General features: G+C 73.3%; 20 protein-coding genes. 12 read left to right on the top strand and 8 right to left on the bottom strand.

Going from position 1 to position 24,155, the window contains the following annotated elements; all coding sequences use genetic code 11:
* Position 1: 1 nt before the first annotated feature.
* Together E7Z53_RS01395 and E7Z53_RS01390 are read left to right on the top strand one after the other, a co-directional pair.
* Positions 2-1,024 carry a sugar ABC transporter permease gene (locus E7Z53_RS01395; RefSeq protein ID WP_017833562.1) on the top strand — a complete coding sequence of 341 codons (1,023 nt, stop codon included), beginning with the start codon at positions 2-4 and terminating at the stop codon, positions 1,022-1,024.
* A gap of 104 nt (positions 1,025-1,128) precedes the next feature.
* Entirely contained in the window at positions 1,129-2,145 is a 1,017-nt protein-coding gene (locus E7Z53_RS01390) for a magnesium and cobalt transport protein CorA (protein ID WP_017833561.1), read from the top strand.
* Between the two features lie 67 nt (positions 2,146-2,212).
* Here the strand turns inward: E7Z53_RS01390 and E7Z53_RS01385 are convergent, their stop codons facing one another.
* The gene (locus E7Z53_RS01385; RefSeq protein WP_017833560.1) at positions 2,213-3,022 is read right to left on the bottom strand and encodes an ABC transporter permease; all 810 of its coding nucleotides are present in this window, start codon (positions 3,020-3,022) and stop codon (positions 2,213-2,215) included.
* Positions 3,019-4,068, bottom strand: a complete 1,050-nt coding sequence (locus tag E7Z53_RS01380) for an ABC transporter ATP-binding protein (RefSeq protein WP_197722653.1) — start codon at positions 4,066-4,068, stop codon at positions 3,019-3,021. The genes E7Z53_RS01385 and E7Z53_RS01380 overlap by 4 nt, the downstream gene beginning before the upstream one ends.
* Before the next feature lie 62 nt (positions 4,069-4,130).
* On the opposite strand from E7Z53_RS01380, the gene E7Z53_RS01375 reads away from it, so the two are divergent.
* The 5 genes from E7Z53_RS01375 (at position 4,131) to E7Z53_RS01355 (ending at position 10,685) form a co-directional block, all read left to right on the top strand.
* Positions 4,131-5,147: a helix-turn-helix transcriptional regulator gene (locus tag E7Z53_RS01375; RefSeq protein ID WP_176336991.1), complete on the top strand. Its 1,017-nt coding sequence runs from the start codon at positions 4,131-4,133 to the stop codon at positions 5,145-5,147.
* Positions 5,148-5,157: 10 nt separating this feature from the next.
* Entirely contained in the window at positions 5,158-6,471 is a 1,314-nt protein-coding gene (locus tag E7Z53_RS01370) for an MFS transporter (RefSeq protein WP_306460805.1), read from the top strand.
* A 361-nt stretch (positions 6,472-6,832) separates the two neighbouring features.
* Entirely contained in the window at positions 6,833-8,467 is a 1,635-nt protein-coding gene (locus E7Z53_RS01365) for an ATP-binding cassette domain-containing protein (RefSeq protein WP_176336990.1), read from the top strand.
* Between the two features lie 200 nt (positions 8,468-8,667).
* On the top strand, positions 8,668-9,372 hold the full coding sequence (locus tag E7Z53_RS01360; RefSeq protein ID WP_176336989.1) for a hypothetical protein: 705 nt from the start codon (positions 8,668-8,670) through the stop codon (positions 9,370-9,372).
* A gap of 197 nt (positions 9,373-9,569) precedes the next feature.
* Positions 9,570-10,685 carry an NAD(P)-dependent alcohol dehydrogenase gene (locus E7Z53_RS01355; protein WP_017833554.1) on the top strand — a complete coding sequence of 372 codons (1,116 nt, stop codon included), beginning with the start codon at positions 9,570-9,572 and terminating at the stop codon, positions 10,683-10,685.
* 49 nt (positions 10,686-10,734) lie between these two features.
* Here E7Z53_RS01355 and E7Z53_RS01350 read toward each other — a convergent pair whose 3' ends face one another.
* Complete coding sequence (locus E7Z53_RS01350) at positions 10,735-11,409, bottom strand: SDR family NAD(P)-dependent oxidoreductase (RefSeq protein WP_176336988.1); 675 nt, start codon at positions 11,407-11,409, stop codon at positions 10,735-10,737.
* A 220-nt stretch (positions 11,410-11,629) separates the two neighbouring features.
* On the opposite strand from E7Z53_RS01350, the gene E7Z53_RS01345 reads away from it, so the two are divergent.
* Entirely contained in the window at positions 11,630-12,490 is an 861-nt protein-coding gene (locus E7Z53_RS01345; protein ID WP_144835741.1) for a hypothetical protein, read from the top strand.
* Positions 12,491-12,557: 67 nt separating this feature from the next.
* Here E7Z53_RS01345 and E7Z53_RS01340 read toward each other — a convergent pair whose 3' ends face one another.
* From E7Z53_RS01340 to E7Z53_RS01325, 4 genes are all read right to left on the bottom strand, one after another.
* Entirely contained in the window at positions 12,558-13,403 is an 846-nt protein-coding gene (locus E7Z53_RS01340; protein WP_017833551.1) for an IclR family transcriptional regulator, read from the bottom strand.
* A 136-nt stretch (positions 13,404-13,539) separates the two neighbouring features.
* Complete coding sequence (locus E7Z53_RS01335; RefSeq protein ID WP_109268385.1) at positions 13,540-15,489, bottom strand: BCCT family transporter; 1,950 nt, start codon at positions 15,487-15,489, stop codon at positions 13,540-13,542.
* On the bottom strand, positions 15,479-16,678 hold the full coding sequence (locus tag E7Z53_RS01330) for an aromatic ring-hydroxylating oxygenase subunit alpha (protein WP_017833549.1): 1,200 nt from the start codon (positions 16,676-16,678) through the stop codon (positions 15,479-15,481). Before E7Z53_RS01330 ends, E7Z53_RS01335 begins: the two co-directional genes overlap by 11 nt.
* Positions 16,679-16,755: 77 nt before the next feature.
* Positions 16,756-17,946: an NAD(P)/FAD-dependent oxidoreductase gene (locus tag E7Z53_RS01325; protein WP_176336987.1), complete on the bottom strand. Its 1,191-nt coding sequence runs from the start codon at positions 17,944-17,946 to the stop codon at positions 16,756-16,758.
* A 351-nt stretch (positions 17,947-18,297) separates the two neighbouring features.
* On the opposite strand from E7Z53_RS01325, the gene E7Z53_RS01320 reads away from it, so the two are divergent.
* From E7Z53_RS01320 to E7Z53_RS01305, 4 genes are all read left to right on the top strand, one after another.
* Positions 18,298-18,660: a bifunctional 3-phenylpropionate/cinnamic acid dioxygenase ferredoxin subunit gene (locus E7Z53_RS01320; RefSeq protein WP_035923488.1), complete on the top strand. Its 363-nt coding sequence runs from the start codon at positions 18,298-18,300 to the stop codon at positions 18,658-18,660.
* A 48-nt stretch (positions 18,661-18,708) separates the two neighbouring features.
* Positions 18,709-21,177 (top strand): GcvT family protein, encoded by a 2,469-nt coding sequence (locus E7Z53_RS01315; RefSeq protein WP_176336986.1) that lies wholly within the window; start codon positions 18,709-18,711, stop codon positions 21,175-21,177.
* A gap of 133 nt (positions 21,178-21,310) precedes the next feature.
* Complete coding sequence (locus E7Z53_RS01310; protein ID WP_176336985.1) at positions 21,311-22,474, top strand: S-(hydroxymethyl)mycothiol dehydrogenase; 1,164 nt, start codon at positions 21,311-21,313, stop codon at positions 22,472-22,474.
* A complete protein-coding gene (locus tag E7Z53_RS01305) occupies positions 22,471-23,151 on the top strand; it encodes an MBL fold metallo-hydrolase (RefSeq protein ID WP_176336984.1) in 681 nt (226 codons plus the stop codon). The genes E7Z53_RS01310 and E7Z53_RS01305 overlap by 4 nt, the downstream gene beginning before the upstream one ends.
* A 112-nt stretch (positions 23,152-23,263) precedes the next feature.
* Here the strand turns inward: E7Z53_RS01305 and purU are convergent, their stop codons facing one another.
* On the bottom strand, positions 23,264-24,151 hold the full coding sequence (gene purU, locus E7Z53_RS01300) for a formyltetrahydrofolate deformylase (protein WP_031283052.1): 888 nt from the start codon (positions 24,149-24,151) through the stop codon (positions 23,264-23,266).
* Positions 24,152-24,155 lie beyond the last annotated feature (4 nt).

Raw genomic sequence — 24,155 nt, 5'->3', positions numbered from 1 at the left:
CATGTCCACTCCCACCGCACCCACCCCGGGCGACCGCCCCGGCCCCGACGGCACGGACCGCGCCCCCTGGGCCGCCGCCGCGGCCGCGCCGTCCGCCGGAACCCCGACCACCCTCCAGCCGACGGACACGCTGCGGCCTCCCGGCGCCGCACCCGGGGCTCCCCGGCCCCGCCGGCGCCGCCGCTCCGCCCGCGGCGGGTGGAAGCACCTCGCCGCGATCGCCGCGTGCGTCTTCGCCCTCTTCCCGCTGGTCTACGCCTTCTCGGCCTCGCTGTCCGCCTCGGGCTCCCTGCTCGGGTCCAACCAGCTGTTCTCGGACGTCACCGGCGCCAACTACACCAACCTGCTCAACGACCCGCAGAACCCCTACCTGACCTGGTTCGGGAACTCGCTGTTCGTCTCGGTCACCACGGCCGTGGGCACCGTGCTCATGGGTGCGGCCGCCGCCTACGCGTTCTCCCGGTTCCGCTTCCGCTCCCGCAAGGGCGGGCTGCTGGCACTGCTGGTCATCCAGATGTTCCCGCAGCTGCTGGCGTTCGTGGCGATCTTCCTGCTGCTGTTCGCGATCTCCGGGGTCTACCCGTTCATGGGCCTGAACTCCCGGCTGGGACTGGTGGCCGTCTATCTGGGCGGGGCGCTGGGCGCCAACACGTTCCTGATGTACGGCTTCTTCAACACCATCCCCAAGGACCTCGACGAGGCCGCGGAGATCGACGGCGCCTCGCACGCCCAGATCTACTGGACGATGATCCTGCCGCTGGTGACCCCCATCCTCGTGGTGGTCGGGATGCTGTCCTTCATCGCGTCCTTCTCGGACTTCCTGCTGGCCCAGATCGTGCTCCAGGACCCGGACAAGTACACGCTGGCCGTGGGGCTGTACCAGTTCGTCTCCGTGCAGTTCGGGGAGAACTGGGGCGTCTTCACCGCCGGGGCGATCCTGGCGGCGATCCCGGTGGTCGCGCTGTTCCTGTTCCTCCAGCGCTACATCGTCTCCGGGCTCACCGGCGGCGCCGTGAAGGGCTGACCACCCGCCCGCCACCTGCGCCGCACCCACCGGTCCGGCCCGGGGGACGGGCCCTGTCATGATGGGGCGGGACGGGCGACGGACAGAACGGGAGGTGGCACGCGGTGACGCTGGTGGACAACGTGGTGTACGTGGAGGGCCGGCGCACGTCGACCCCGGAGGACCTCGACGAGACCTACGCGGCGCTGCGCGGGCGCGGCGGGATGGCCTGGATCGGTCTCTACCGCCCGGAGCCGGCCGAGGTGCAGTCCGTGGCCGCGGAGTTCCGGCTGCACGACCTCGCGGTGGAGGACGCCCTGAAGGGCCACCAGCGCGCCAAGCTGGAGCGCTTCGGGGACACCCTCTTCGTGGTGCTGCGCCCGGCCCGCTACCTGGACGACGTGGAGAAGGTCGAGTTCGGGGAGCTGCACGTGTTCGTGGGCCGCGACTTCGTGGTCACGGTCCGCCACGCCGAGTCGCCCGACCTGGCCGCGGTCCGGCGCCGGCTGGAGGCCGCGCCGGAGCTGCTGGGCACGGGCCCGCAGGCGGTGCTGTACGGGATCCTGGACGAAGTGGTCGACGGCTACGCCCCCGTGGTCGCGGGACTCGAGAACGACATCGACGAGATCGAGGACGAGATCTTCGGCGCGGACCGGGACGTCTCCCGCCGCGTCTACGAGCTCTCCCGGGAGGTCATCGAGTTCCAGCGCGCCGTCCACCCGCTGGTGGCCATGCTGGAGGCCCTGCAGCACGGGGCGGAGAAGTACGGGCTCGACCTCGAGCTGCAGCAGCGGCTGCGGGACGTGCAGGACCACGCCATCCGGGTGGCCGAGCGCGCGGACGCGTTCCGGGTGCTCCTGCAGAACGCCCTCACGGTGCACGCGACCCTGGTGGGCCAGCGGCAGAACGACGAGATGCAGCGGCTCACCGAGTCGGCCCTGGCGCAGAGCGAGGAGGTCAAGCGGATCTCCTCCTGGGCCGCGATCCTCTTCGCCCCGACCCTCGTGGGCACGGTGTACGGGATGAACTTCGAGCACATGCCCGAGCTCGCGTGGACGCTGGGCTACCCGCTCGCGCTGCTGGCCATGCTGGGCATGGGGGTGGCCCTCTACGGGGTGTTCAAGTGGAAGCGGTGGCTCTGAGCGTCACCGGGCGACCTCCGCGGCGACCCTCCCGGCGACCTTCCCGGCGACCTTCCCGGTGGGCCCCTCAGATGCTGTTGCGCATCGCCCGGATCCCCACGGTCAGGCCCAGGGCGGCCAGTACGACCGCGGCGAGGGCTCCGGCGGCCACGGCCGGATCGCCGAACTGGCCGTTGAACAGGGCCCGCTCGGCGTCGACCATGTAGGTGAGCGGGTTGAACCGCGAGAGCACCTGCATCCACCCCGGACCGGCCTCGAGCGGCAGGAGCATCCCGGAGAGCAGCATGAGCGGGAACAGCAGACCCTGCTGCACGGTCCAGAACATCCAGTCCCGGTTCCGGGAGACGATGGCGAGGGCGTAGCTCAGCGCCCCGAGCCCCACCCCGAAGACCGCGAGGATCGCCAGGCCCACCACCATGCCGGGCAGGGACGGGCGGAAGCCGAAGAACGCGGCCACCCCGGAGAGCACCAAGGCCTGCAGGACCAGCGGCACCATCTCCTTGCACGCGCGCCCCACCATGAGCGCGGAGCGGGTCACCGGCGCCACGAGCATCCGCTCGTGCGCCCCGGACTGGATCTCGAACAGCAGGTTCGAGCCGGTCATCGCGGTGCCGAACAGCGCGATCATCACCACGATGCCCGGCACGAACCACTGGAACGCCTGGTCGAGGGGCCGCCCGGTCATCCCGCCCAGGAGCGGGCCGAAGAAGGCCAGGAACATCAGCGGCTGCATGAGCGAGAACACCAGGCTGAAGGGATCCCGGACCACGGGCCGGAGCTCGCGGACGAAGACGCTGACGGAGTCGTGGACGATCCCTGCCGGGCGGGCCCGGTCGGTGCCGCCGGGGGACTCGCGGGTGGTCGGAACGGCGGTCATCGGGGTGCTCCCACGCTCGTGGCCTCGGCGGCCGGGTCGGTCTCGGACGCGTCGGCCCGCTCCTCGCGCAGGCTCCGGCCGGTGAGCCGGAGGAAGACGTCGTCGAGGGTCGGGCGGGTCAGCTCGGCGGTCCGCACGGCGTGGCCGGCCCGGTCGAGCTCGCGCAGCAGGGCGGGCAGCACGCGCTCGCCGTGCTCGACCGCGACGACCACGCGGGTGCCCTCCCCGGCGGGGACCGCCTCCGGCTCGGCGCCGCCGGCCCCCGCCGCGGCGGCCGCGCGCCGGACGGCCGCCGCGGCGGCGGGCGGGTCGGCGTCCAGGGTGAGGGCGATTCGGTCGCCGGCCAGGTCCGTCTTGAGCCGGGACGCGGTGTCGTCGGCGATGATCCGTCCCCGGTCCACGACCATGACCCGCTCGGCGAACTGGTCGGCCTCGTCGAGGTAGTGGGTGGTGAGGAACAGCGTGGTCCCGTAGCGGCGGCGCAGCTCGAGGATGTGCTCCCACAGGTGCGCGCGGGACTGGGGGTCCAGCCCGGTCGTGGGCTCGTCGAGGAAGAGCAGCTGGGGGCCGGGGATCAGTCCCAGGGCGATGTCCACGCGGCGGCGCTGGCCGCCGGAGAGCTTCATCGTGGGCCGGCGGACGAGGTCGCCGAGGCCGAGGGCCTCCACGAGCTCGTCCACGCGGCGCCGCGTCTCCGCCCGGCTCAGCCCGTACAGGGCGCCCTGGCTGAGCAGCTCGTCGCGGACCCGCTGGTACTGCCCGGCCCCGTTCTTCTGCCCGATGTAGCCGATGCGGGCGCGCACCTCGGCCGGCTGCCGGGCGACGTCGAACCCGCACACGGTGGCGGTGCCGCCGGTGGGCCGCAGCAGCGTGGTGAGCATGCGCAGCGAGGTCGACTTGCCCGCGCCGTTGGGCCCGAGGAACGCGGTCAGCGTGCCGGGCGCCACGTCCATGGTCAGGTCGGCCACCGCTTCGACGGTCCGGCCGCCGGGCCCGCGGAAGCTCTTGCTCAGCCCGCGGGCGCTGATGATGGGTGGGGTGCTCATGGGTCCACGGTAGAGCGCATTCAGGCCACCAGCTGTCCGCAGGGGGGCATAGATTGCGGGTCATGTCCGATCCGACGTCGCGGGTGCTCCGGCTGCTGTCCCTGCTGCAGACCCACCGCTACTGGTCCGGGCCCGAGCTCGCCGAGCGGCTGACGGTCTCCGAGCGGACGCTGCGCCGGGACATCGACCGGCTGCGCGAGCTCGGCTACGAGGTCACGGCCCGCCCCGGCACGGCGGGCGGGTACCAGCTCGCCGGCGGCACCAGCATCCCGCCCCTGCTGCTCGACGACGACGAGGCCGTGGCCATCGCCGTGGGGCTGCGCACCGCCGCGGTGCACGGCGTCGGCGACGGCGAGCAGACGTCGCTGAGCGCCCTGGCCAAGGTCCAGCAGGTGCTGCCGCGGCACCTGCGCCGCCGGGTCGCCGCGCTGCAGGCGCACACCGTCCCGGTGGCCCGCACGGACGCGCACGTGGCCACCGAGGTCCTCGCCCAGCTCGCCCTGGCCTGCCGCGAGCACGAGCGGGTGCGCTTCCGCTACGTCGATCGGCAGGGCCGGGAGAGCGCCCGGCTGGTCGAGCCGCACTCCCTGGTCCCGCGGGACCGGTGGTGGTACCTCGTGGCCTGGGACGCCGACCGCGCCGACTGGCGCACGTTCCGCATCGACCGGCTGCGGAGGCTGGCGGGCACCGCCGTGCGCGTCGCGCCGCGGGAGCTGCCCGCCGCGGACGCCGCCGAGTTCGTCCTGGCCGCCCACGACGCGGCCGCCGCGCGGCACGAGCTGACGGTGCGGATGACCGTGGGCCTGGACCGGGTCCGGGAGTACTTCGGGCCGTGGGCGGCCACGGCGGTGCAGGGTCCCGGGGACACCGTCGACTGGACCGTCACCGGCGGCTCCGTCCCGGAGCTGCTGATGGCGCTGCCCTGGATCCCGGCGGACGTGCCGTGGCGGCTGCTGTGCTCGGACGAGGTGGCCGAGGCCGTGCGGGGGTTCCGGGACCGCCTCGGCGACGCCCTGGACGGCCCGTCGCCCCCTGACTCCAGCGGGCCGGGGGCGGAGGCGGGGGAACCCAGCCCTTAGAGTCGTGGACGTGACCGTCCAGACCACCGCCCTCGACCCCGCGCGGGTCCGGCGCGCCCGGATCGCGGTGTCCGCGTTCTTCCTCACCAACGGCGCCCTCTACGCCAACCTGCTGCCGCGTCTGCCGGAGGTCAAGGACGCGTTCGGGCTCTCCAACACCCTCTACGGCCTGCTGGTCGTGGCGTTCCCGCTCGGGGCGATCCTCGTGGGCGCCCTCCCCGCTCGGGCGATCCGCCGCTTCGGCTCCGGCCGGGTGGCGGCCCTGGGCACCGTCCTGCTCTCCGTGTGCCTCGCGGCCGCCGGGGCCGGGGCGGGCCTGGGCGCCGGCACGGGGCTGGGCGCGGGGGTGTTCCTCGCGGCGATGTTCCTGGGCGGCGCCCTGGACGCCCACGTGGACACCGCCCAGAACGCCCAGGGGATGGAGGTCCAGCGCGCCCGCGGCCGCTCGATCATCAACTCCCTGCACGCCCTGTGGAGCCTGGGCGCCGTGGTCGGCGGGCTCATGGGCACCGCGGCGCTCGCCCTCGGCGTGCCCCTGGGGTGGCACCTGCCGGCGAGCGGGCTCGTGTGGAGCGCGGTCGCCCTCGTGGCGCTGCGCGCCGCGCTGAGCCCGGCCGAGGGGCAGGAGCTGCGCACGGTCAGCTCGGACGACCCGCCGCCGGAGGATCCGCTTCCGGACGGCACGACGACGACGGGCCTGGGCACCACCGGCTCCCGGCCGGACCCCGGCTCCGGGCCCGCCGGGACGGGGCGGCGGTCGGCGGGGCGCATCGTCGTCGTCAGCCTCCTGCCCGTGGCCGTGATCGCGATGGCCGGGGTGATGGTCGAGGACGCCGGGCAGAACTGGTCGGCCGTGTACCTGAACGCCGAGCTGGGCGCCCCGCTGGCCACTGCGGGGCTCGGGCTCGTGGCGCTCATGGCGGCGCAGTTCGTGGGCCGGATGCTCGGCGACCCCATGACCGACCGCTGGGGCCGGGCCGCGGTGGTCCGCGCCGGGGCCGCGCTGAGCGCGGCCGGGATGCTGCTCGTGGTCCTCGCCCCGGCGCCGGGCCCGGCCGTCGCGGGCTTCGCGCTGGCCGGCTTCGGCTGCGCCACGCTCGTGCCCGCGGCCTTCCACGCCGCCGACGACATCCCCGGGCTGCGCACCGGGACGGGCCTGGCCCTGGTCAGCTGGCTGATGCGGATCAGCTTCCTCGGCCTGTCCCCGGCCGTCGGGGTGCTCTCCGACGCCGTGGGGCTGCGGGCGGCGCTGCTCGTGGTCCCGGTCTTCGCGCTCGTCGCGGCCCTGATGGCCGGCGTCCTCCGGGAGCGCCGGACCCCCTGACCTGGGGCCCGCTGCTCTCCCGGCCGCCCCGCCCGCCGAGTCCCCACCTCGCAGCCACCCACTCTGCCGAGCCCCCACGTTGTGCGCCGGGTCCCCAACAAAGTCCTGGGGATCCGGCGAGCGACGGGGGACTCGGCGCTCGGGGTGAGCGGAGGGTGGGGACTCAGCGGAGCGGACCGGGGCTCTCCCGAGCCGGCGGTCCCCGGCTATCCTGGAGCGACCATGTTCCACCACTTCTTCCTCTGACGGGTTCCGGATCCCGCCGCGCGTCCGCCGCGGCGTTCCGTCGTCCTGCCCACCCGTCCCCTCGTCAGGAGCCCCGGCCGTCCGGCCGCGCGCGGCTCCGCACCCCGGAGGAAGCATGTCCGCCGTTCCCGTCCACCGTCCCGCCGTGCCCGCGGGCGAGCACGCCCAGCTGACCGCCACCGGGATCCGCGTGGTCCGCGGGTCCCGCACCGTCCTGGACGGGCTCGACCTCACGATCACCCCCGCCACCCGCCTCGGCGTGGTGGGGGAGAACGGCCGCGGCAAGACCTCGCTGCTGGAGGTGCTCTCGGGCGCCCTCCTCCCGGACGCCGGCACCGTCCGCCGCACCGGCACGCTCGCCGTGGTCGACCAGGAGCTGCCCGTGCCGCCCGAGGGCACCGTGGGGGACCTCCTGGACCTCGAGCTCACCGCCGAGCACACCGCGGTGGCGCAGGTCGAGGCCGCAGCCCGCGCCCTCGCCGCGGACCGGCCGGGCGCCCCGGAGCAGTACGCACAGGCGCTGGCGGTCGCCCAGGCCCTCGACGCCTGGGACGCCGACCGGCGGGTGGACCTCGCCCTGCAGGCCCTGCACGCCGTGACCGACCGCTCCCGGGTGCTCGGCACCCTCTCGGTGGGCCAGCGCTACCGGGTGCGCCTGGCCTGCCTGCTCGGCACCGTCCACGACCTCCTGCTGCTGGACGAGCCCACCAACCACCTCGACGCCGCGGGGCTGGCCCACCTGGGGGCGGCGCTGCGCGAGTTCCGCGGCGGCGTGGTCCTGGTCAGCCACGACCGGCGGCTGCTGGGCCAGGTCGTGGACACCGTCCTGGACCTGGACCCCAGCCGGGACGGCCGCCCGCGGTGGTACGGGGGCGGGGTGGCGGGCTGGCGCGCCGGCCGGACCGCCGAGCGCTCGCGGTGGATCCACGACCACCGGGAGCAGCAGGCCGAGCACGCCCGGCTGGCCGGGAACCTCCAGCGCGCCCGCTCCCGCCTGGTCGACGGATGGCGCCCGGACAAGGGCACCGGCAAGCACACCCGCGCCACCCGCGCCCCGGGGCTCGTCCGCTCGGTGCACCGCCGGCAGGAGGACCTCGAGCGGCACCGCGTGGACGTCCCCGAGCCCCCGCTGGAGCTGTCGGTGCCGGAGCTGCCGGCGCTGCCCGGTGTCGAGCTGGTGCGCGCCGAGGGCGTCGCGGTCACGGGCCGGCTGCTCCGGCCCGTCGACGTGCTGCTGGAGTCCGGGGACCGGCTGGTCGTCGCAGGCCCCAACGGGGCGGGCAAGTCCACCCTGCTGCAGGTGCTCGCCGGTGCGCTGGCTCCCGACGCGGGGCGGCGCACCGCAGCCCCCGGGGCGCGGATCGGCCACCTGCTGCAGGACGGGGTCCGGCACGGGGCGCGCTCGGCCCAGGAGGTCTACGAGCAGGAGCTCGTCCGGCTCGTGCTCGCGGACCGGCTGGCCGAGCACGAGGTGGCCCCCCTGGAGTCCCTGGGACTGCTGGCGGCGCGGGACCGCGGACGCCCCGTGGCGGAGCTGTCGGCCGGGCAGCGGCGGCGCCTCGAGCTGGCCGTGGTGCTGGCGTCCCGGCCGCACGTGCTGCTGCTGGACGAACCGACCAACCACCTCTCGATCGCCCTCGTGGACGAGCTCACCGAGGCCCTCGCCGCCACGGCCGCGGCCGTGGTGCTGACCACCCACGACCGGCAGCTCCTGCGGGACACGAAGGGCTGGCCGCGGCTGACGCTCTGACGGCCCCGCCGTGGGCGGGGGCAGGACGGGCCGGCCCCGGACCGCGGAGCAGAGGGTCGGTCGGACGTCGTCACAGAGAGGCGCGGAGGCGTCACACCTCTTGCTCCCGCATACCCCCTGGGGTATGTTGTGATCGGCGTCACCGCAGACGTCGAGGAGCGACCCCGCCGGGCCGCTCCTCCCAGGATGGAGAACGGATCATGCACCAGAGACTGATCGTCCCGGCCGCCGCGGTGCTCCTCGTGACGGCCGTCAGCGCCTGCGGTCCGCAGGCTTCCCCGCCGACCGGGGACGGCACCGTCCCGACGTCGAGCCCGTCGAGCCCGTCGAGCTCGGCGACGACGAGCCCCGCGTCGCCGGGCCCGACCACGACGGGCCTGACGACGCAGCCCGGAACGGCGCCCGCCCCGGGCGCTGCCGGGGCGGTCCCCTCGGTGTCGATTCCTCCGGCCGCGGCCGACCCCATGGCCGCGGCCGCGTGGGAGGCCCTGATGTCCCCCGAGGGCGAGTACGCCGCCTCGGCGCAGTACCGGGCGGTCGTGGACGAGTTCGGACCCGTCGAGCCGTACGCGAGCATCCAGGCCGCCGAGGAGCAGCACGTCGACGCCCTGACCCGCCAGCTGGAGCGGCTCGGTGTCACGGTCCCGCCGAACCCCTACACCGGGCGGATTTCCGCGCCCACCGACCTCGAGGCCGCCGCCACCGCCTGGGCGGCCTGGGAGACCGACAACATCGCGCTCTACGACCGGCTGCTGGAGGAGGTCCGCGGGGACGAACCCCTGACCCGCGTCTTCACCAACCTGCGCAGCGCCTCCCAGGAGATCCACCTGCCGACGTTCGAGGCCGCGGCGGCCAACGGGGGCCGGCTCACCCCGGAGCAGATGCGGGACCTGGGCCACGGCTGACCCGTCGCTCCTCCTGCGGGAGGAGTGCGCCGCGGCCGCCCGCGGGCCGTCCGCCGCCTCCCGCGCGGATCGGCTCCGGGCGGACTCGTCATGTCCGGTCGGGACTGACCTCCCCCGGAGACCGTGCCCGCCCCTAGACTGCCGAGCAGGGGGCGCGTGAGCCGCGTCACCGCACCGGGAGTGCCGAGGAGGACACCATGAGGATCCGCGCCGCCGTCGTCGAGGGGATCGGGGCCCCGTTCGAGCTGGAGGACGTCGAGCTCGCCGAGCCCGGCCGCGGGGAGGTGCTGGTCCGGATCGTCGCGACCGGGGTCTGCCACACCGACGCCATCACCCGTGCGGGTGACATGCCGCTGCCGCTGCCGGGGATCCTGGGCCACGAGGGCGCGGGGATCGTGGAACGGGTCGGCGAGGGCGTCGGCGCCGTCGTGCCCGGCGACCGGGTCGTCATCGGGTGGCCCTCGTGCGGAGCGTGCCGCAACTGCCTGGACGGGCAGCCCCGCTACTGCGCCCGGACCGGGGAGGCTCTCGTCTCGGGCCGCCGCTTCCGGGGCGAGGACGCAGGGACCTCGGCCTACACGCGGGCGGACGGCTCGGAGGTCTCCGGGCACTTCTTCGGCCAGTCGTCCTTCGCCACCCACTCGATCGTCCTCGCCGACGCCCTCGTGAAGGCGCCCGACGACGTGCCGCTCGAGCTGCTCGGACCCCTGGCCTGCGGGCTGGGCACGGGCGCCGGCGCGGTGCTCAACGAGGCCCGCCCGGAGCCGGGCTCGTCCCTGGTGGTCTTCGGCGTCGGGGCCGTGGGGCTGGCCGCGATCATGGCCGCCCGCTGCACCGCCGCCACCACGGTCGTCGCCGTGGACCTGCACGACTCCCGGCTCGAGCTGGCCACCCGCTACGGGGCCACCCACGTCATCAACTCCCGGGACACGGACGTGGTCGCGGAGGTCGCCCGGATCACGGGCGGCTCCGCCGACTACGCGTTCGAGTGCACCGGGGTGGTCCCCGTCGTGGAGCAGGCCGCGGACTGCGTGGGCATGCTGGGCACGCTCGTGCTCATCGGCGGCGCGCCCGCCCAGGCGCGCTTCAGCCTCGACCACATGCACGCGCTGTGGGGCAAGCGGATCGTCGGGGTCCTGGGCGGCGGCAGCCGCAGCGGAAAGTTCATCCCCGCCCTGATCGACCTCCACCGGCAGGGGCGGTTCCCCTTCGACGAGCTGGTGCGCTTCTACGAGCTCGACGAGATCGAACAGGCCCTCGCCGACAGCGGGTCCGGCGACGTGGTCAAGCCCGTCATCCGCATGCCCCGGTGAGACGGCGCCCCCACCGCCGCGGCGGCTCCGGCGGGCACGGGCACCCGGTTCAGTCGATCCGCAGCTCGTGGACGCCGCGCTCGAGGCCGCGCTCCACCGCGGCGATGACGTCGTCCACGTTGTGCCCCGGCGGCAGCCGGGGCGGCAGGCCGGTGAGCGCCCGGTCCACGAGCCCGGTGTCCATGTGCGGCAGCCGGGCGTCCATCACCGCGATCCGACGACGGCGCAGCTCCCGCCGCAGCGCCCCCAGCCACGAGGCCATGGCCGCCTTGCTGGCGGCGTAGCCGGCCATCCCGGCCAGCGGCAGCTCCGCGACCACCCCGGTGAGGACCGCGACCGCGCCGCCGTCCGCGACGTGGGGCAGGGCCGCCCGGATGACGGCCATGGGGCCGAGGGCGTTGACCTCGAACAGCTCCTCCACGACGGCCTCGTCCTCGTCGGCCGCCGGGCCGAACGCGGCGACCCCGGTGGCGATCACCACGGCGTCGAGCCCGCCGAGCTCCTCGGCCGCACGGCGCACCACCTCCGCCGCCTCGTCGTGGTCCACGAGGTCGAGGGCGTGGGCCGCGCGCAGGCCGAGACCGCGCCGCAGCTCCTCCGCCGCAGAGGCGGAGCGGCCCGTCACCACGATGTCGGTGGTGCGCTCGCTCAGCCGTTCGCACAGCCGCCGCCCGAGGACGCCGGTCGCCCCCACCACCAGGATCCTCGCGCCGTTCAGGTCCATGGCCCCACTCCTGTCCCCGGTGCGACCCCGGAGCGGGCCGTGCCCCGAGCGTACCCACGCTCTCCGACAGCGCCCAGGAATTTGCGATCCCACAACGATCGCCGGGCGCCCGCCGCCCGCCGTTGCCGACCGCGAACCGGGCGGCGTAGCCTGCAGTCCTCGGAGCCGGGCCGGGCGCACGCCCGGGGCGCTGGTGCTCCGCGATCGGGGGGCCGTCCACATGTCACCGACCACGTCACGATCGACCCGGGCGCTGGGCGCGGCCGCCGCGGCTCTGCTCCTCCTGGCCTCCTGCGGCACCCCGTCCGGAGGGGACCCCTCCGCCGAGGGCACGAGCCCGGCCGCGTCGCCGGCCGCCACGGCGGCGGAGTCCCCGACGGCCACGGAACCAGCCACAGAACCAGCCACGGAGAGCCCGTCGCCGACCGCCGAGAACCCGACGGCCGGTCCGACGGAGGCCCCGACCAGCACGCCCACCGCGAGCCCGACGGCGAGTCCGACTGGGGCTCCCGCGGAGCTCGTGACCTACTCCGGCACGGCCGCGGACGCCGCCTTCGCCTTCGAGCTGCCCGCGACGTGGAGCGTGGACGGGGACTTCTCGGACGTCGGCGGCACGGTGACGGTGCTCGGGCCGGACGGTGCTCCCGTCGGCCACCTGTCGGTCCTCATCGCCTGGGGCGCCGAGTGCGGCCCCGACTGCTCGATGCCGCCGGTGGCCCACCTCGGGGACGTCCCGGGGAGCGTGCCGCTGTCCAGCAGCGGGGAGTTCGTGGTGCGCTCCGTGGCCATGGACCTGACGTCCTCGCCGGAGCTGCGCAACGCGTACGGCTGGCCGGACGCCGTGCGGCTCGTGACCTCGCTGACCGATGCGGACGCCCCTCCGCCCACCACGATGCTGCCGCACGTCCTGTACGGCCTGGGGCTGGTCGAGACCGGGGTGGTCGCGCCCAACGGCATCACCTACCGGACGGTGATCTTCAGCTCGGTCCACGACTTCCCCACGCTCGAGGCCGCCCGGGAGTACGCCGGATCGGAGCAGCACCGGCAGGTCGAGGCGATGATCGCCTCCTTCCGCGCCTGAGTGCTCGAGAGGCCGTCCCGGGCGCCGTGGACCACGTCGTGCCAGGGGCGAGGCGGCGCGGATGCTGCTACGCGGAGTCGTCGAGGGGGGCGTACCCCATGCGCCGGCTGACCCGCAGGCCGGCCTCCTTGAGGTCCTCGACCAGGTCGGCCATGTGCTGCTCCGTGAACCGGAACGCCGGTCCCGAGACGCTGATCGAGGCGATGACCGTGCCGAGATGGTCCCGCACGGGCACGGCGACGGAGTTCAGCCCGATCTCGAACTCCTCGCACACGGTGGCGTAGCCCCGGGCGACCACGTCGATCAGCTGTCGCTCCAGCTGCTCCCTCGACGTGATCGTGCGCGCGGTGAGGGCCGGCATGCCCTGGTCGCGGAGGACGTGGGCCCTCTCGTCGGACGGCAGCCCCGACAGCAGCACCTTCCCGCTGGCGGTGGCGTGCAGGGGGGTCAGGCTCCCGATCCAGTCGTGGGTCGCGACCGAGGAGGGGCCCATCTCCTGGTCCACGTTGACGGCGTGGCCCTCCCGCAGGACCGCCAGGTTGACCGTCTCGGAGTGGGTCCGGGCCAGGCCGCGGACCTCGTCGCGCGCCTCGGCCACCACGCTCAGCCGGCCGGGGATCGCGTGCGCCAGCCGAAGGATGCCGAACCCGAGCTGATACGGGCTGCCGTCGCTCGGGTGGTGCACCAGGCCCCGGGACTCCAGGGCGCCGAGCAGCCTCGACGCGGTGGACTTGTGCACGCCCAGCTCCGCGGCCACCTCGGTCACCGTGGAACCGCCGGTCCGGGCGAGGACCTCGAGCACGGTGATGGCCCGGTCCACCGACTGCACACCCCCCGGGGTGACCCCGTCCGTGCCGGGCTGCTCCTTGGCGGCGTCGGGGGCGGTCGGGGGTCTGGGGCCGGGGGAGGACATGACTCCATGGTAGTCAATCGTCATTGTCGCGCTCCGTCCGGTCCGTCCGCTCCACCCCGGCTCGCCGGGGTGGAGCGGGCGGGGCGCGCGGTAACGTGCCGTGCGGGCCGGGCGCGTCCCGGACCGTCCCGCGGTGTCATGGGCGGGCCGCCTTCTTCTTCCGGACCTGGCCGTTCTCCTGGCCCTTCACCCGGGCGTAGATCGGCTGACCGGCGGCCGTGGCGTCCACGGCCTGGATCTGGCCCGTGGGCGGATCCGTGCTCTCCTGGGTGACCAGGGTGAACTTCTGGTGCCCGTACTCGTCCACGGCGGTGCGGATGGCGCGGCGCACCACGGAGTCGGACAGCCGCTGGCGCAGCCACATCGGGTCTGCGCGCAGGTCGCGGGTCAGGGCGATGCACAGGACGCACATCACGAGGACGAACGGCAGCGCGGCGACGATGGTGAGCCGCTGCAGACCCCCCAGCGCCTCCGCGGGGGTGTCCCCGCCGGCCAGGAGCATGACGGCCGCGACCGCCCCCATCAGCACGCCCCAGAAGATCACGACGGGCTTCGACGGCTCGAGACTGCCCCGGGAGCTGAGGGAGCCCATCACGATGGACGCCGAGTCGGCACCGGTGACGAAGAAGATGGCGGTGAGCACCATGGCCAGCACCGCCAGGCCGATGGTCAGCGCCTGCGGCGTGCCGAGGCTGTTGAACATGTCGTAGATCGCGCCGTCGAAGGAGATGGTGGGGACGCCGTCGACGACCGTGGCGATCCCGTCGCCGGGGTCGGGGGTCGCGTTCGCCGTCCGCTGGATGTGGATGGCGCTGCCGCCGAAGACGGCGAACCACAGCAGGGACACCAGGGAGGGCACCAGCAGCACGCCGGTGACGAACTGGCGGATGGTGCGACCGCGGCTGATGCGAGCGATGAACATGCCCACGAACGGCGTCCAGGAGATCCACCAGGCCCAGTAGAAGATCGTCCAGCTGGACAGCCACGCGCGCATGTCCTCGCCGCCGGAGGCCTCGGTGCGGGCGGCCATCTCCGGCAGCTGCTGGAGGTAGGAGCCGATCGCGTTGGGGATGAGGTTGAGGATGAACAGGGTGGGCCCCACGACGAAGACGATGAGGGCCATGACCACCGCGAGCACCATGTTGGTGTTGGCCAGGAACTGGATGCCGCGCTCGATGCCCGACACCGCCGAGGCCACGAAGCAGAAGGTGAGCACCGCGATGATCAGCACGAGCATCGGGGTGGCCACCTCGCCCACCACGCCGTTGAACTGCAGGCCGCTGCCGATCTGGAGCGCGCCCAGCCCGAGCGAGGCCGCGGAGCCGAAGAGCGTGGCGAAGATGGCCAGGATGTTGATGATCTTGCCGCCGGCGCCGTCGACCGCCCGCCGCCCGAACAGGGACACGAACGCCTCGGAGAGCAGGTTCTTGCGGCCCAGCCGGAAGGTGCCGTAGGCGATGGCGATGCCGAGCACCGCGTACATGGCCCAGGGGTGCAGCGTCCAGTGGAACAGCGACGTGGCCATGGCCGTCTCGACGGCTTCGGCCGTGCCGGCGTCGACCGTGGCCGGCGGCGGGGAGATGTAGTAGTAGAGGGGCTCGGCGACGCCGTAGAACATCAGGCCGATGCCCATGCCGCAGGCGAACATCATGGAGATCCACGAGACGGTCCTGAACTCGGGCCGTTCGCCGTCCTTGCCCAGCGGGATGTTGCCGAACCGGCCCAGGGCCAGCCACAGGACGTAGGCGACGAACAGGGAGGACAGCAGCACGAAGATCCACCCGGTGTTCTCCAGGACCCACCCGAGCGCCGCGGTCGAGACGGTGGACAGGTTCTCCGTGCCGACGAAGCCCCAGACCACGAAGGCGACGACCAGGGCGCCGGTCACACCGAAGATCACCTTGTCCAGGCCCCGGGGCTCTCCCTGGAGCGCGCTGCGCCGTTCCTGGACCCCCTCCCTGAGCTCGCCGAGGATCTGGGTCTCCTCGGCCTCCGCCTCGTGGAGGTGTGTCGTGTCGTCGACGGGACAGGCCGGCGGGGCCTCCGCGTCCGAGGACGGAACCAGTGGTGGATTCTCAGTGCTCATCGTGATCCCCTCCCGGGAACAGGTGCTGCGGCCCGGTCCCGGAGGACCGGGGTGGCGCCGTCCCGACGACGTCGCCGACCTTGTCGGTGATCCAGTCGTGGAAGGCGCCGATGTGGTGCTCGGAGGGGACGAGGACCCCGCCCTTGGCGTAGATCTTGGAGTTCATGGCGGGCTGGCAGCGTTCGCAGGCGTCGAAGTCCTGCTGGTTGACGCGGTGGAAGAGCTCCACGGAGGTGGAGACGTCCTTGCCGGAGTCCACGACCGAGGGGAGGTAGAGCCAGTCGCACTCCACGACGGTGTGGTCCGGAGCCAGCGGGAACATGCGGTGGATGATGACGTGGTCGGGGACGAGGTTGACGAACACGGTGGGCTTGACGGTGATGGCGTAGTAGCGGCGGTCGTGGTCGTCGTCGACGCCGGGGAGCTTGTCGAGGCCCTCGGAGCCGTCGATGGTGAAGCCGCGCACGTCGTCGCCGAACTCGGCGCCGTGGCCGACGAAGTACTGGGCGGCGAGGCCGTCGGCGAACTCGGGCAGCACCTCCGTGAGCTCGGGGTGGATGGTGGCGCAGTGGTAGCACTCCATGAAGTTCTCGATGATGAGCTTCCAGTTGGCCTTCACGTCGTAGGTGATCCGCCGGCCCAGGGAGAGGTTGGCGATGTCGTAGCCCTCGATGGCCTGGGTGTCCCCGAGGCGCTCCTGGATGTCGCCCATGACGTCCTCCTCGAAGGACGGAGGGTTCTCGGCCAGGCAGACCCAGACGTAGCCGAGGTACTCGCGGACCGGGATGGTGACCAGGCCGTACTCCTGGCGGTCGATGTCGGGCATCTTGGTGAGGTTGGGGGCGGCGATGAGCTTGCCGTCGAAGTCGTAGGTCCAGGCGTGGTACGGGCACTGGAAGGAGCGCGCGGCTTCGCCGGCGTCCTCCATGCACAGCTTCACGCCGCGGTGGCGGCAGATGTTGTAGAACGCCCGGATGCCGTGCTTCCGGTTGCGGGTGATGATGATGGACTCCCGCCCGACCTGGACGGTGCGGAAGGCTCCGGGCTTGTCCAGGTCGGCGGCGCGCACGGCGCAGAACCACATCTGCTCGAAGATGCGCTCCTGCTCGGCGCGGAAGACTGCCTCGTCCACGTAGGTGGAGCCGGGCAGGGTGGAGATCAGGGACTCCGAGACAACGTTGATCGACAACACGAACTCCTGGGTTCGGACAGTGCGCAGAGCGCGGGGTGGGAGAGGGAGGAGGAGGGGCAGGGCTGCGTGGGCGGTCAGGCCGCGAGCGACTGGACCGCGGCGACGGCGAGCTTCTCGAGGGTCTTGCGCCAGCGGCAGAAGAGCCTCGTCTGGTTCCAGGCGAGCACGGCGACCGGCTCGTCCCCGGCGTAGTAGACGGCGAGCAGGGAGTCCTGGTCCGGGCCGCCGTGCTCGTAGGCCACGCGGTCGGCGCGGGCGGCGTCGCCGGCGAACTGCAGGCGGGTGCCGTACTGGTCGGACCAGAAGTAGGGGGGCTTGACGGCGGGCAGCCCGGCCGGGTCGGCGCCCAGCAGGGCGCCCACGGCCACCGCCGGGCGCTCGGCGGCCCCGGTCCAGTGCTCCACCCGGTGGTGGCGGCCGGTGCCCGGCTCCCACCACGCGGCGCAGTCGCCCACGGCGACGACCCCGGGGATGCTGGTGGCCCCGACGGCGTCGCACAGCACGCCGTTGCCCAGCTCGATCCCGGAGCCCTCCAGCCAGGCGGTGTTCGGCGCCGCGCCGATGCCCACGACCACCACGTCGGCGGGCAGCACCCGGCCGCCGGCCAGGCGCACCGCGCTGACCGACCCGCCGGTGAACTCGAACTCCTCGATGTCGACGCCGCAGTTCAGCTCCACGCCGGCGCGTTCGTGCAGCCCGGCGACCACCCCGCCCAGCTCGGTGCCCAGCGGGCCGCACAGGGGGGTGGGGGACTTCTCCAGCACCGTGACGTCCAGACCGAGGGCGTGGGCGGTGGAGGCGACCTCCGCGCCGATGAAGCCGGCGCCCACGACCACGAGCCGCCGCCCGGCAGCCAGCAGCCCGCGGAGCCTCTGCGCGTCGGCGACGGTGCGCAGGCTCACCACGTTCGCGCTCCCGGCGAGCTGCGGCAGCGACCGGGGCGAGGCCCCGGTGGCGATCACCAGGCCGTCGGCGCGCACCGACCGCCCGTCCTCCAGGTGCACCAGGCGGGTGGTCGCGTCGAAGGACACCGCCCGGGTCCCGAGGATCCACTCGGCCTCCAGGGCCTCGTCGTCGGTCTCCAGGGCCAGGTCCTCGAGCTCGATCCGGCCGGCGAGGAAGTCCTTGGACAGCGGTGGGCGGTCGTAGGGGCGCTGGGGATCATCACCGATGATCACCAGTCGTCCGGCGAACCCGAGGTTCCGGGCGGCCCGGGCGGCGGACAGGCCCGCCAGCGACGCTCCGACAATGACGAGGGACTCCATGAGGGACCCCTTTCAGATCTTCGTCCTGAATGACCCGGAGCAAGGGCGGGGAGGTCCGAGGTCCGGACGTCCTGTGCGCTTCGTGCAACACGGCTCACAATGTGAGAATCAGCGTGAACCTCGTCACCGGCCCCGTCAAGGGGTCCGGCGAATTCGACCCGGGGAATTTACATTGCGTCCCCGTGCGGCCCCGCGCGGGTTCCGGGTGGGCCCCGGCTCTTGACAGGGTTCGGTGGAAGTCCTCACGATGTTGCACATTGCAACACTTGTTGCTCATCGTGAGGCAGTGCGGTCGAGGTGGCAACGCTCGGCACAGCAGGCCCGAGCCACCTCAGGAAAGGATCCGCTCCGATGCACCAGGCCTGCCCCCTCAAGGACCTCGCCCCCGGTGACGCCCTGCGCCTCGACACCGTCCCGCCCATCGCCGTCTTCCACACGGAGGAGGGCGAGCTGTTCGCCATCGACGACACCTGCACCCACCAGGACGCCTCGCTCGCCGACGGCTGGGTGGAGGGGTGCGAGGTGGAGTGCCCGCTGCACGCGTCCAAGTTCGACCTGCGCACCGGCGCGGTGGACGCCCCTCCGGCCAAGCTGCCGGTGCGGGCCCACGAGGTGAGCGTCGTGGACGGCATCATCATGGTCGAGGAGTCGTCCGAGGCACCGAACCTGCCGCCCGGTCTCACCGTCAACGGCCACGAGTCCCGGCCGAGCTGAACCCGGCCGAGCCCCCGCACGACATCCGCAGGTCAGGAGAACCGCCCCATGAGCACCACCCCTCGCGTCGTCATCATCGGAGCCGGCATCGTCGGCACGAACCTCGCCGACGAGCTCGTCCAGCGCGGCTGGACGGACGTCACCGTCCTCGAGCAGGGTCCGCTGCCCCTTCCCGGGGGCTCGACGTCGCACGCGCCCGGACTCGTCTACCAGACGAACCCGTCACGGACGATGACCCACTTCGCGCGGTACACCGTGGAGAAGCTCGTGTCCCTGGGCTGCTTCAACCAGGTCGGCGGTCTCGAGGTGGCCACCACGCCGGCGCGGCTGGAGGAGCTCAAGCGCAAGGTGGGCTACGCGGCCTCCTGGGGGATCGAGGGCCGGCTGCTCACCCCCGAGGAGGTGCTCGCGCAGCATCCCCTGGTCAACCCCGAGATGGTGCTGGGCGGCTACCACGTGCCGACGGACGGGCTCGCCCTGGCGGCCAAGGCGGTGCAGGTGCTCATCGAGCGCACCACGCGCGCCGGCGTGACCTACTGCGCCGAGACGATCGTCACCGGCATCGAGCGCTCGAACGGCCGCGTGACCGGCGTGACCACGTCCGACGGAACCGTGCCGGCGGACATCGTCGTCTCCTGCGCCGGATTCTGGGGACCCGCGATCGGCGAGATGGCCGGCATGCCGTGCCCCCTCCAGCCGCTGGCCCACCAGTACGTCTTCACCTCCGGGGTCCCGGAGCTGGTCGGCAAGCACGACGCCCCGAACGGCGCGACCCTGCCGATCCTCCGGCACCAGGACGCGGACCTCTACTACCGGGAGTGGGGGGACCGGATCGGCATCGGCTCCTACGCCCACCGCCCGATCCCGGTGGACCTCGCCGACCTGCCGCACTACGCGCCCCGCGACATCGCCCACGACCGGATGCCCTCCCGCCTGGACTTCACGCCCGAGGACTTCACCGAGCAGTGGGCCGAGAGCCGGCGCTTCCTGCCGAGCCTGCGCGGCAGCGAGGTGGCCGAGGGCTTCAACGGCATCTTCTCCTTCACCCCGGACGGGGGCCCGCTCATCGGTGAGTCCCCGGACCTCGCCGGGTTCTGGGTGGCGGAGGCCGTGTGGGTCACGCACTCCTCGGGTGTGGCCAAGGCCATGGCCGAACTGCTGGTGGACGGCGCCCCGGAGACGGACCTGCACGGCTGCGAGGCCACCCGGTTCGACGACGTGCAGCTCTCCCCGGAGTACGTCGAGGAGACGGGCAAGCAGAACTTCGTGGAGATCTACGACGTCCTCCACCCCCTCCAGCCCCGGGAGTCGCCGCGCAACCTGCGGGTCAGCCCCTTCTATCCCCGGGAGCTGGAGCTCGGCGCGTTCTTCCTGGAGAGCCACGGGTGGGAGCGCCCGCACTGGTACGAGTCCAACGCCGCGCTCCTGGAGCAGCTGCCCGAGGAGTGGCGCGAGCCGGAGCGCGAGCCGTGGGCGGCCCGGTTCCACTCGCCGATCGCGGCGGTCGAGGCATGGAAGACCCGCACCGCCGTGGCGATGTACGACATGACCCCGCTCAAGCGCGTGACGGTCGAAGGTCCCGGGGCCGCCGCTCTGCTGCAGCGGCTCACCACCGGCAACGTCCTGCGCAAGCCGGGCGCCGTGACGTACTGCCTCCTGCTGGACGAGAAGGCCGGGATCCGCAGCGACATCACCGTGGCCCGGCTCGGCGAGAACCTGTTCCAGGCCGGCATCAACAGCAGCGTGGACGTGGCGTACCTGTCCGCCGAGGCCACCCGGCAGAGCGCCGCGGACCCCACGGCCTGGGCCCTGGTCCGGGACACCACCGCCGAGACCTGCTGCATCGGGCTGTGGGGGCCGAAGGCCCGGAAGGTCATGGCGAAGGTCTCCCGCGACGACCTGTCCAACGACGGCCTGAAGTACTTCCGCACCAAGCAGATCCGGGTGGGCGGCCTGCGGGTCACCGCGATGCGCCTCTCCTACGTGGGCGAGCTCGGTTGGGAGCTGTACACCACCGCGGACCAGGGACTGCGGCTGTGGGACCTGCTGCACGAGGCGGGCCAGGAGTTCGGCATCGTCCCCGCGGGGCGCGCCGCCTTCAACAGCCTGCGCGTGGAGAAGGGCTACCGGTCCTGGGGCACCGACATGACCACGGAGCACACCGCCCTGGAGGCGGGACTGGACTTCGCCGTCAAGAAGGACAAGGGCGAGTTCGTGGGGTCGGCGGCCGTGGCCTCCGACGGCCAGGTGCGGCGCCGGCTGCGCTGCCTGACGGTCGACGACGGCCGCTCCGTGGTGATGGGCAAGGAGCCCGTGTACGTGGACGGCGCCGCCGCCGGCTACGTCACCAGCGCCGTCTTCGGCCACACCGTGGGCCGCCCGGTCGCCTATGCCTGGCTCCCGCCGGAGCTCTCCGAGGGGGACGGCGTCGAGATCGAGTACCTCGGCGAGCGCGTCCCCGCCACGGTCAGCGCCGAGCCGCTCGTGGACCCCGGCATGGAGCGCATCCGCGGCTGAGGCCCCTGCCGTCGCGGCCGGGGCGTGCGCCGCTCCGGCCGCGGCTCTTCGTCCCGACCTCGGGACTTCCCAGTACGACTTCTGCGATCGAGCACCGTTACCGGTGCCGACGACGACGAAAGGCAGTTCCAGCATGCACAAGGTCAAGGGCGTGGTGTCCAAGGGCAAGAACCAGCCGGTCAGTGTGGAGACCATCCTGGTGCCGGACCCCGGACCGGGAGAGGTACTGGTGGACGTGCTCACCTGCGGGGTGTGCCAGACCGACCACCACTACGTCCAGGGCGGGGTGGGCGACGACTACCCGTTCCTGCTGGGCCACGAGTCCTCGGGCGTGGTGTCGGCGATCGGGGAGGGGGTGACGGAGGTCGCCGTGGGCGACCACGTGATCCTGAACTGGCGAGCGGTGTGCGGCGAGTGCCGGGCCTGCCGCAGGGGCGAGCCCTGGTACTGCTTCGCCACCCACAACGCCACCCAGAGGATGACGCTCGAGGACGGCACCCCGCTGACCCCGGCCCTGGGCATCGGGTCGTTCGCCGAGAAGACCCTCGTCGCCGCCGGGCAGTGCACGAGGATCGAGGCCGACCTCGAACCGCACCAGTACGCGGCCGTCGGGCTGCTCGGGTGCGGCGTGATGGCCGGCATCGGCGCGGTGCTCAACACCGGCGCCGTGAAGCGCGGGGAGTCCGTGGCCGTGATCGGCTGCGGTGGGGTCGGGGCGGCCGCGGTCGCCGGTGCCGCACTGGCCGGGGCCACCACGATCGTGGCCGTGGACCGCGACGACGAGAAGCTGGCCACCGCGGAGCATTTCGGCGCCACCCACGTGGTCAACTCGAAGGAGCAGGACCCCGTGGCGGCGATCCGGGCGCTCACGGGCGGCAACGGCGCCGACCTGGTGATCGACGCCGTGGGCATCGCCCCCACCTTCAAGCAGGCGTTCGAGGCCCGTGACCTGGCCGGCCGGATGGTGCTGGTCGGGGTGCCCGCCCCCGGCACCACGTGGGAGATCCCGCTGGACGAGGTCTTCGGCCGCGGCGGGTCCATCAAGTCCGCCTGGTACGGCGACACCCTCCCCTCCAGGGACTTCCCGATGCTGGTGGACCAGTACCGGCTCGGCCGGCTGGACCTCGACGGGTTCGTCACCGAGCGCATCGGCCTGGACGACGTCGAGGAGGCCTTCGCGAAGATGAAGGCCGGCACCGTCCTGCGCTCCGTCGTGGAGCTGGACCGCTCGGCGACCGGCGCGGAGGAGCGTGGCCTGGAGACCGGCGTGACCGCCCCGGCCGGAGCGGCCCGATGACCGCGCGGCAGGATGTGGGGCAGCGCACGGACGCCACGGGCCGGGTCCGGGTGGAGCACCTGGTGACCTCGGGGACGTTCTCCCTGGACGGGGGCACCTGGGAGGTCGAGAACAACGTGTGGATCGTGGGCGACGACGAGCAGTGCGTGGTCATCGACCCGGCCCACGCCCCGCAGCAGGTCGTGAACGCCGTCGGCGGCCGGGCAGTGGTGGCCATCCTGCTCACCCACGGCCACGACGACCACATCCGCGCCGTCGTCGAGGTCGCCGAGCAGCTGCGGGCACCGGTGCACCTGCACCCGGACGACACGATGCTCTGGGAGCAGGTCCACCCCGCCCGCCGCTTCGACCGCATCATCCGCGACGGTGACGTCTACTCGGTGGGCGGGGTGCACCTCACCGCGCTGCACACCCCGGGCCACTCGCCGGGCTCGGTGTGCTTCTGGGCGCCGGACCTGGGCGAGGGCGGAGTGCTGTTCTCCGGGGACACCCTCTTCCAGGGCGGTCCCGGCGCCACCGGCCGGTCCTGGTCGGACTTCCCCACGATCGTCGACTCCATCCGCGAGCGGCTGCTCACCCTGCCGGGGACCACGGAGGTGCTCACCGGCCACGGGGACACCACCACGATCGGCGCGGAGGCCCCCCACCTGCAGGAGTGGATCGACCGCGGCCACTGAGCCGGCAGGAGGCCGGCCCGGGTGACGTCCCGGAGCACGCACGACGTCCCGGAGCACCCACGACGGAGCGCCGCCCCCGGGATCCCCGGGGGCGGCGCTCCGTCGTGCGTGCTCAGCGCAGGACGACCGTGCGGTTGCCGTGCAGGATGACCCGGCCCTCGCAGTGCCACTTCACGGCGTTGGACAGGGCCTTGCACTCGGTGTCCCGCCCCGCGGCCACGAGGTCCTCCGGGCCGTAGGTGTGGTCCACGTCCACGAGCTGCTGCGCGATGATCGGGCCCTCGTCCAGCTCGGCGTTGACGTAGTGCGCCGTGGCGCCCACGGTCTTCACCCCGCGCTCGTAGGCCTGGTGGTACGGCTTGGCGCCCTTGAAGGACGGCAGGAACGAGTGGTGGATGTTGATCACCCGTCCCTCCATCCGGGTGGCCAGCGAGTCGCTGAGCACCTGCATGTAGCGGGCCAGGACCACGAGGTCCACCTCGAAGCGGTCCACGAGCTCCAGCAGCCGGGCCTCGGCCTCGGGCTTGGTGTCCCGGGTGACGGGCACGTGGAAGAACGGGATGCCGTGCCACTCGACGAGGCGCTGGTGGTCGCGGTGGTTGGAGACCACCGCGACGATGTCCACGGGCAGGTCCCCGGTCCGGGCGCGGAAGAGCAGGTCGTTGAGGCAGTGGCCGAACTTGGAGACCATCACCAGCACCCGCCGCTTCGCCCCGTGCTCGCTGAGCTCCCAGCGCATGTCGAACCGCTCCGCCACCGGGGCCAGGTCCGCCCGGAGGGCCTCGGGGTCGAGGCCGTCCTCCGTGGCGGAGGCGACGTGCACGCGCATGAAGAAGTGGCCCAGCCGCCGGTCGTCGAACTGGGTGAGCTCCACGATGTTGCACCCGTGCTCCAGGAGCACCCCGCTGACGGCGTGCACGATCCCCGGTCTCTCCGGGCAGTCGAGGGTCAGCACCAGCTCCGTCGTGGGTGGAGCGGTGGTGACGGCCTGCGGCTGCAGGCGC

The sequence above is a fragment of the Kocuria salina genome, assembly GCF_013368965.1.
In the GTDB taxonomy this organism is placed as follows: Bacteria; Actinomycetota; Actinomycetes; order Actinomycetales; family Micrococcaceae; genus Kocuria; species Kocuria rosea.
The sequence above is the reverse complement of the archived record's forward strand: the minus strand, read 5'-3'. Positions and strand labels throughout refer to the sequence as shown.

Coding starts and splice junctions, on each gene's coding strand:
- E7Z53_RS01395 (WP_017833562.1), top strand. CDS start 2: ATGTCCACTCCCACCGCACCCACCCCGGGCGACCGCCCCGGCCCCGAC.
- E7Z53_RS01385 (WP_017833560.1), bottom strand. CDS start 3,022: ATGACCGCCGTTCCGACCACCCGCGAGTCCCCCGGCGGCACCGACCGG.
- E7Z53_RS01380 (WP_197722653.1), bottom strand. CDS start 4,068: ATGAGCACCCCACCCATCATCAGCGCCCGCGGGCTGAGCAAGAGCTTC.
- E7Z53_RS01375 (WP_176336991.1), top strand. CDS start 4,131: ATGTCCGATCCGACGTCGCGGGTGCTCCGGCTGCTGTCCCTGCTGCAG.
- E7Z53_RS01365 (WP_176336990.1), top strand. CDS start 6,833: ATGTCCGCCGTTCCCGTCCACCGTCCCGCCGTGCCCGCGGGCGAGCAC.
- E7Z53_RS01360 (WP_176336989.1), top strand. CDS start 8,668: ATGCACCAGAGACTGATCGTCCCGGCCGCCGCGGTGCTCCTCGTGACG.
- E7Z53_RS01355 (WP_017833554.1), top strand. CDS start 9,570: ATGAGGATCCGCGCCGCCGTCGTCGAGGGGATCGGGGCCCCGTTCGAG.
- E7Z53_RS01350 (WP_176336988.1), bottom strand. CDS start 11,409: ATGGACCTGAACGGCGCGAGGATCCTGGTGGTGGGGGCGACCGGCGTC.
- E7Z53_RS01345 (WP_144835741.1), top strand. CDS start 11,630: ATGTCACCGACCACGTCACGATCGACCCGGGCGCTGGGCGCGGCCGCC.
- E7Z53_RS01340 (WP_017833551.1), bottom strand. CDS start 13,403: ATGTCCTCCCCCGGCCCCAGACCCCCGACCGCCCCCGACGCCGCCAAG.
- E7Z53_RS01335 (WP_109268385.1), bottom strand. CDS start 15,489: ATGAGCACTGAGAATCCACCACTGGTTCCGTCCTCGGACGCGGAGGCC.
- E7Z53_RS01325 (WP_176336987.1), bottom strand. CDS start 17,946: ATGGAGTCCCTCGTCATTGTCGGAGCGTCGCTGGCGGGCCTGTCCGCC.
- E7Z53_RS01320 (WP_035923488.1), top strand. CDS start 18,298: ATGCACCAGGCCTGCCCCCTCAAGGACCTCGCCCCCGGTGACGCCCTG.
- E7Z53_RS01315 (WP_176336986.1), top strand. CDS start 18,709: ATGAGCACCACCCCTCGCGTCGTCATCATCGGAGCCGGCATCGTCGGC.
- E7Z53_RS01310 (WP_176336985.1), top strand. CDS start 21,311: ATGCACAAGGTCAAGGGCGTGGTGTCCAAGGGCAAGAACCAGCCGGTC.
- E7Z53_RS01305 (WP_176336984.1), top strand. CDS start 22,471: ATGACCGCGCGGCAGGATGTGGGGCAGCGCACGGACGCCACGGGCCGG.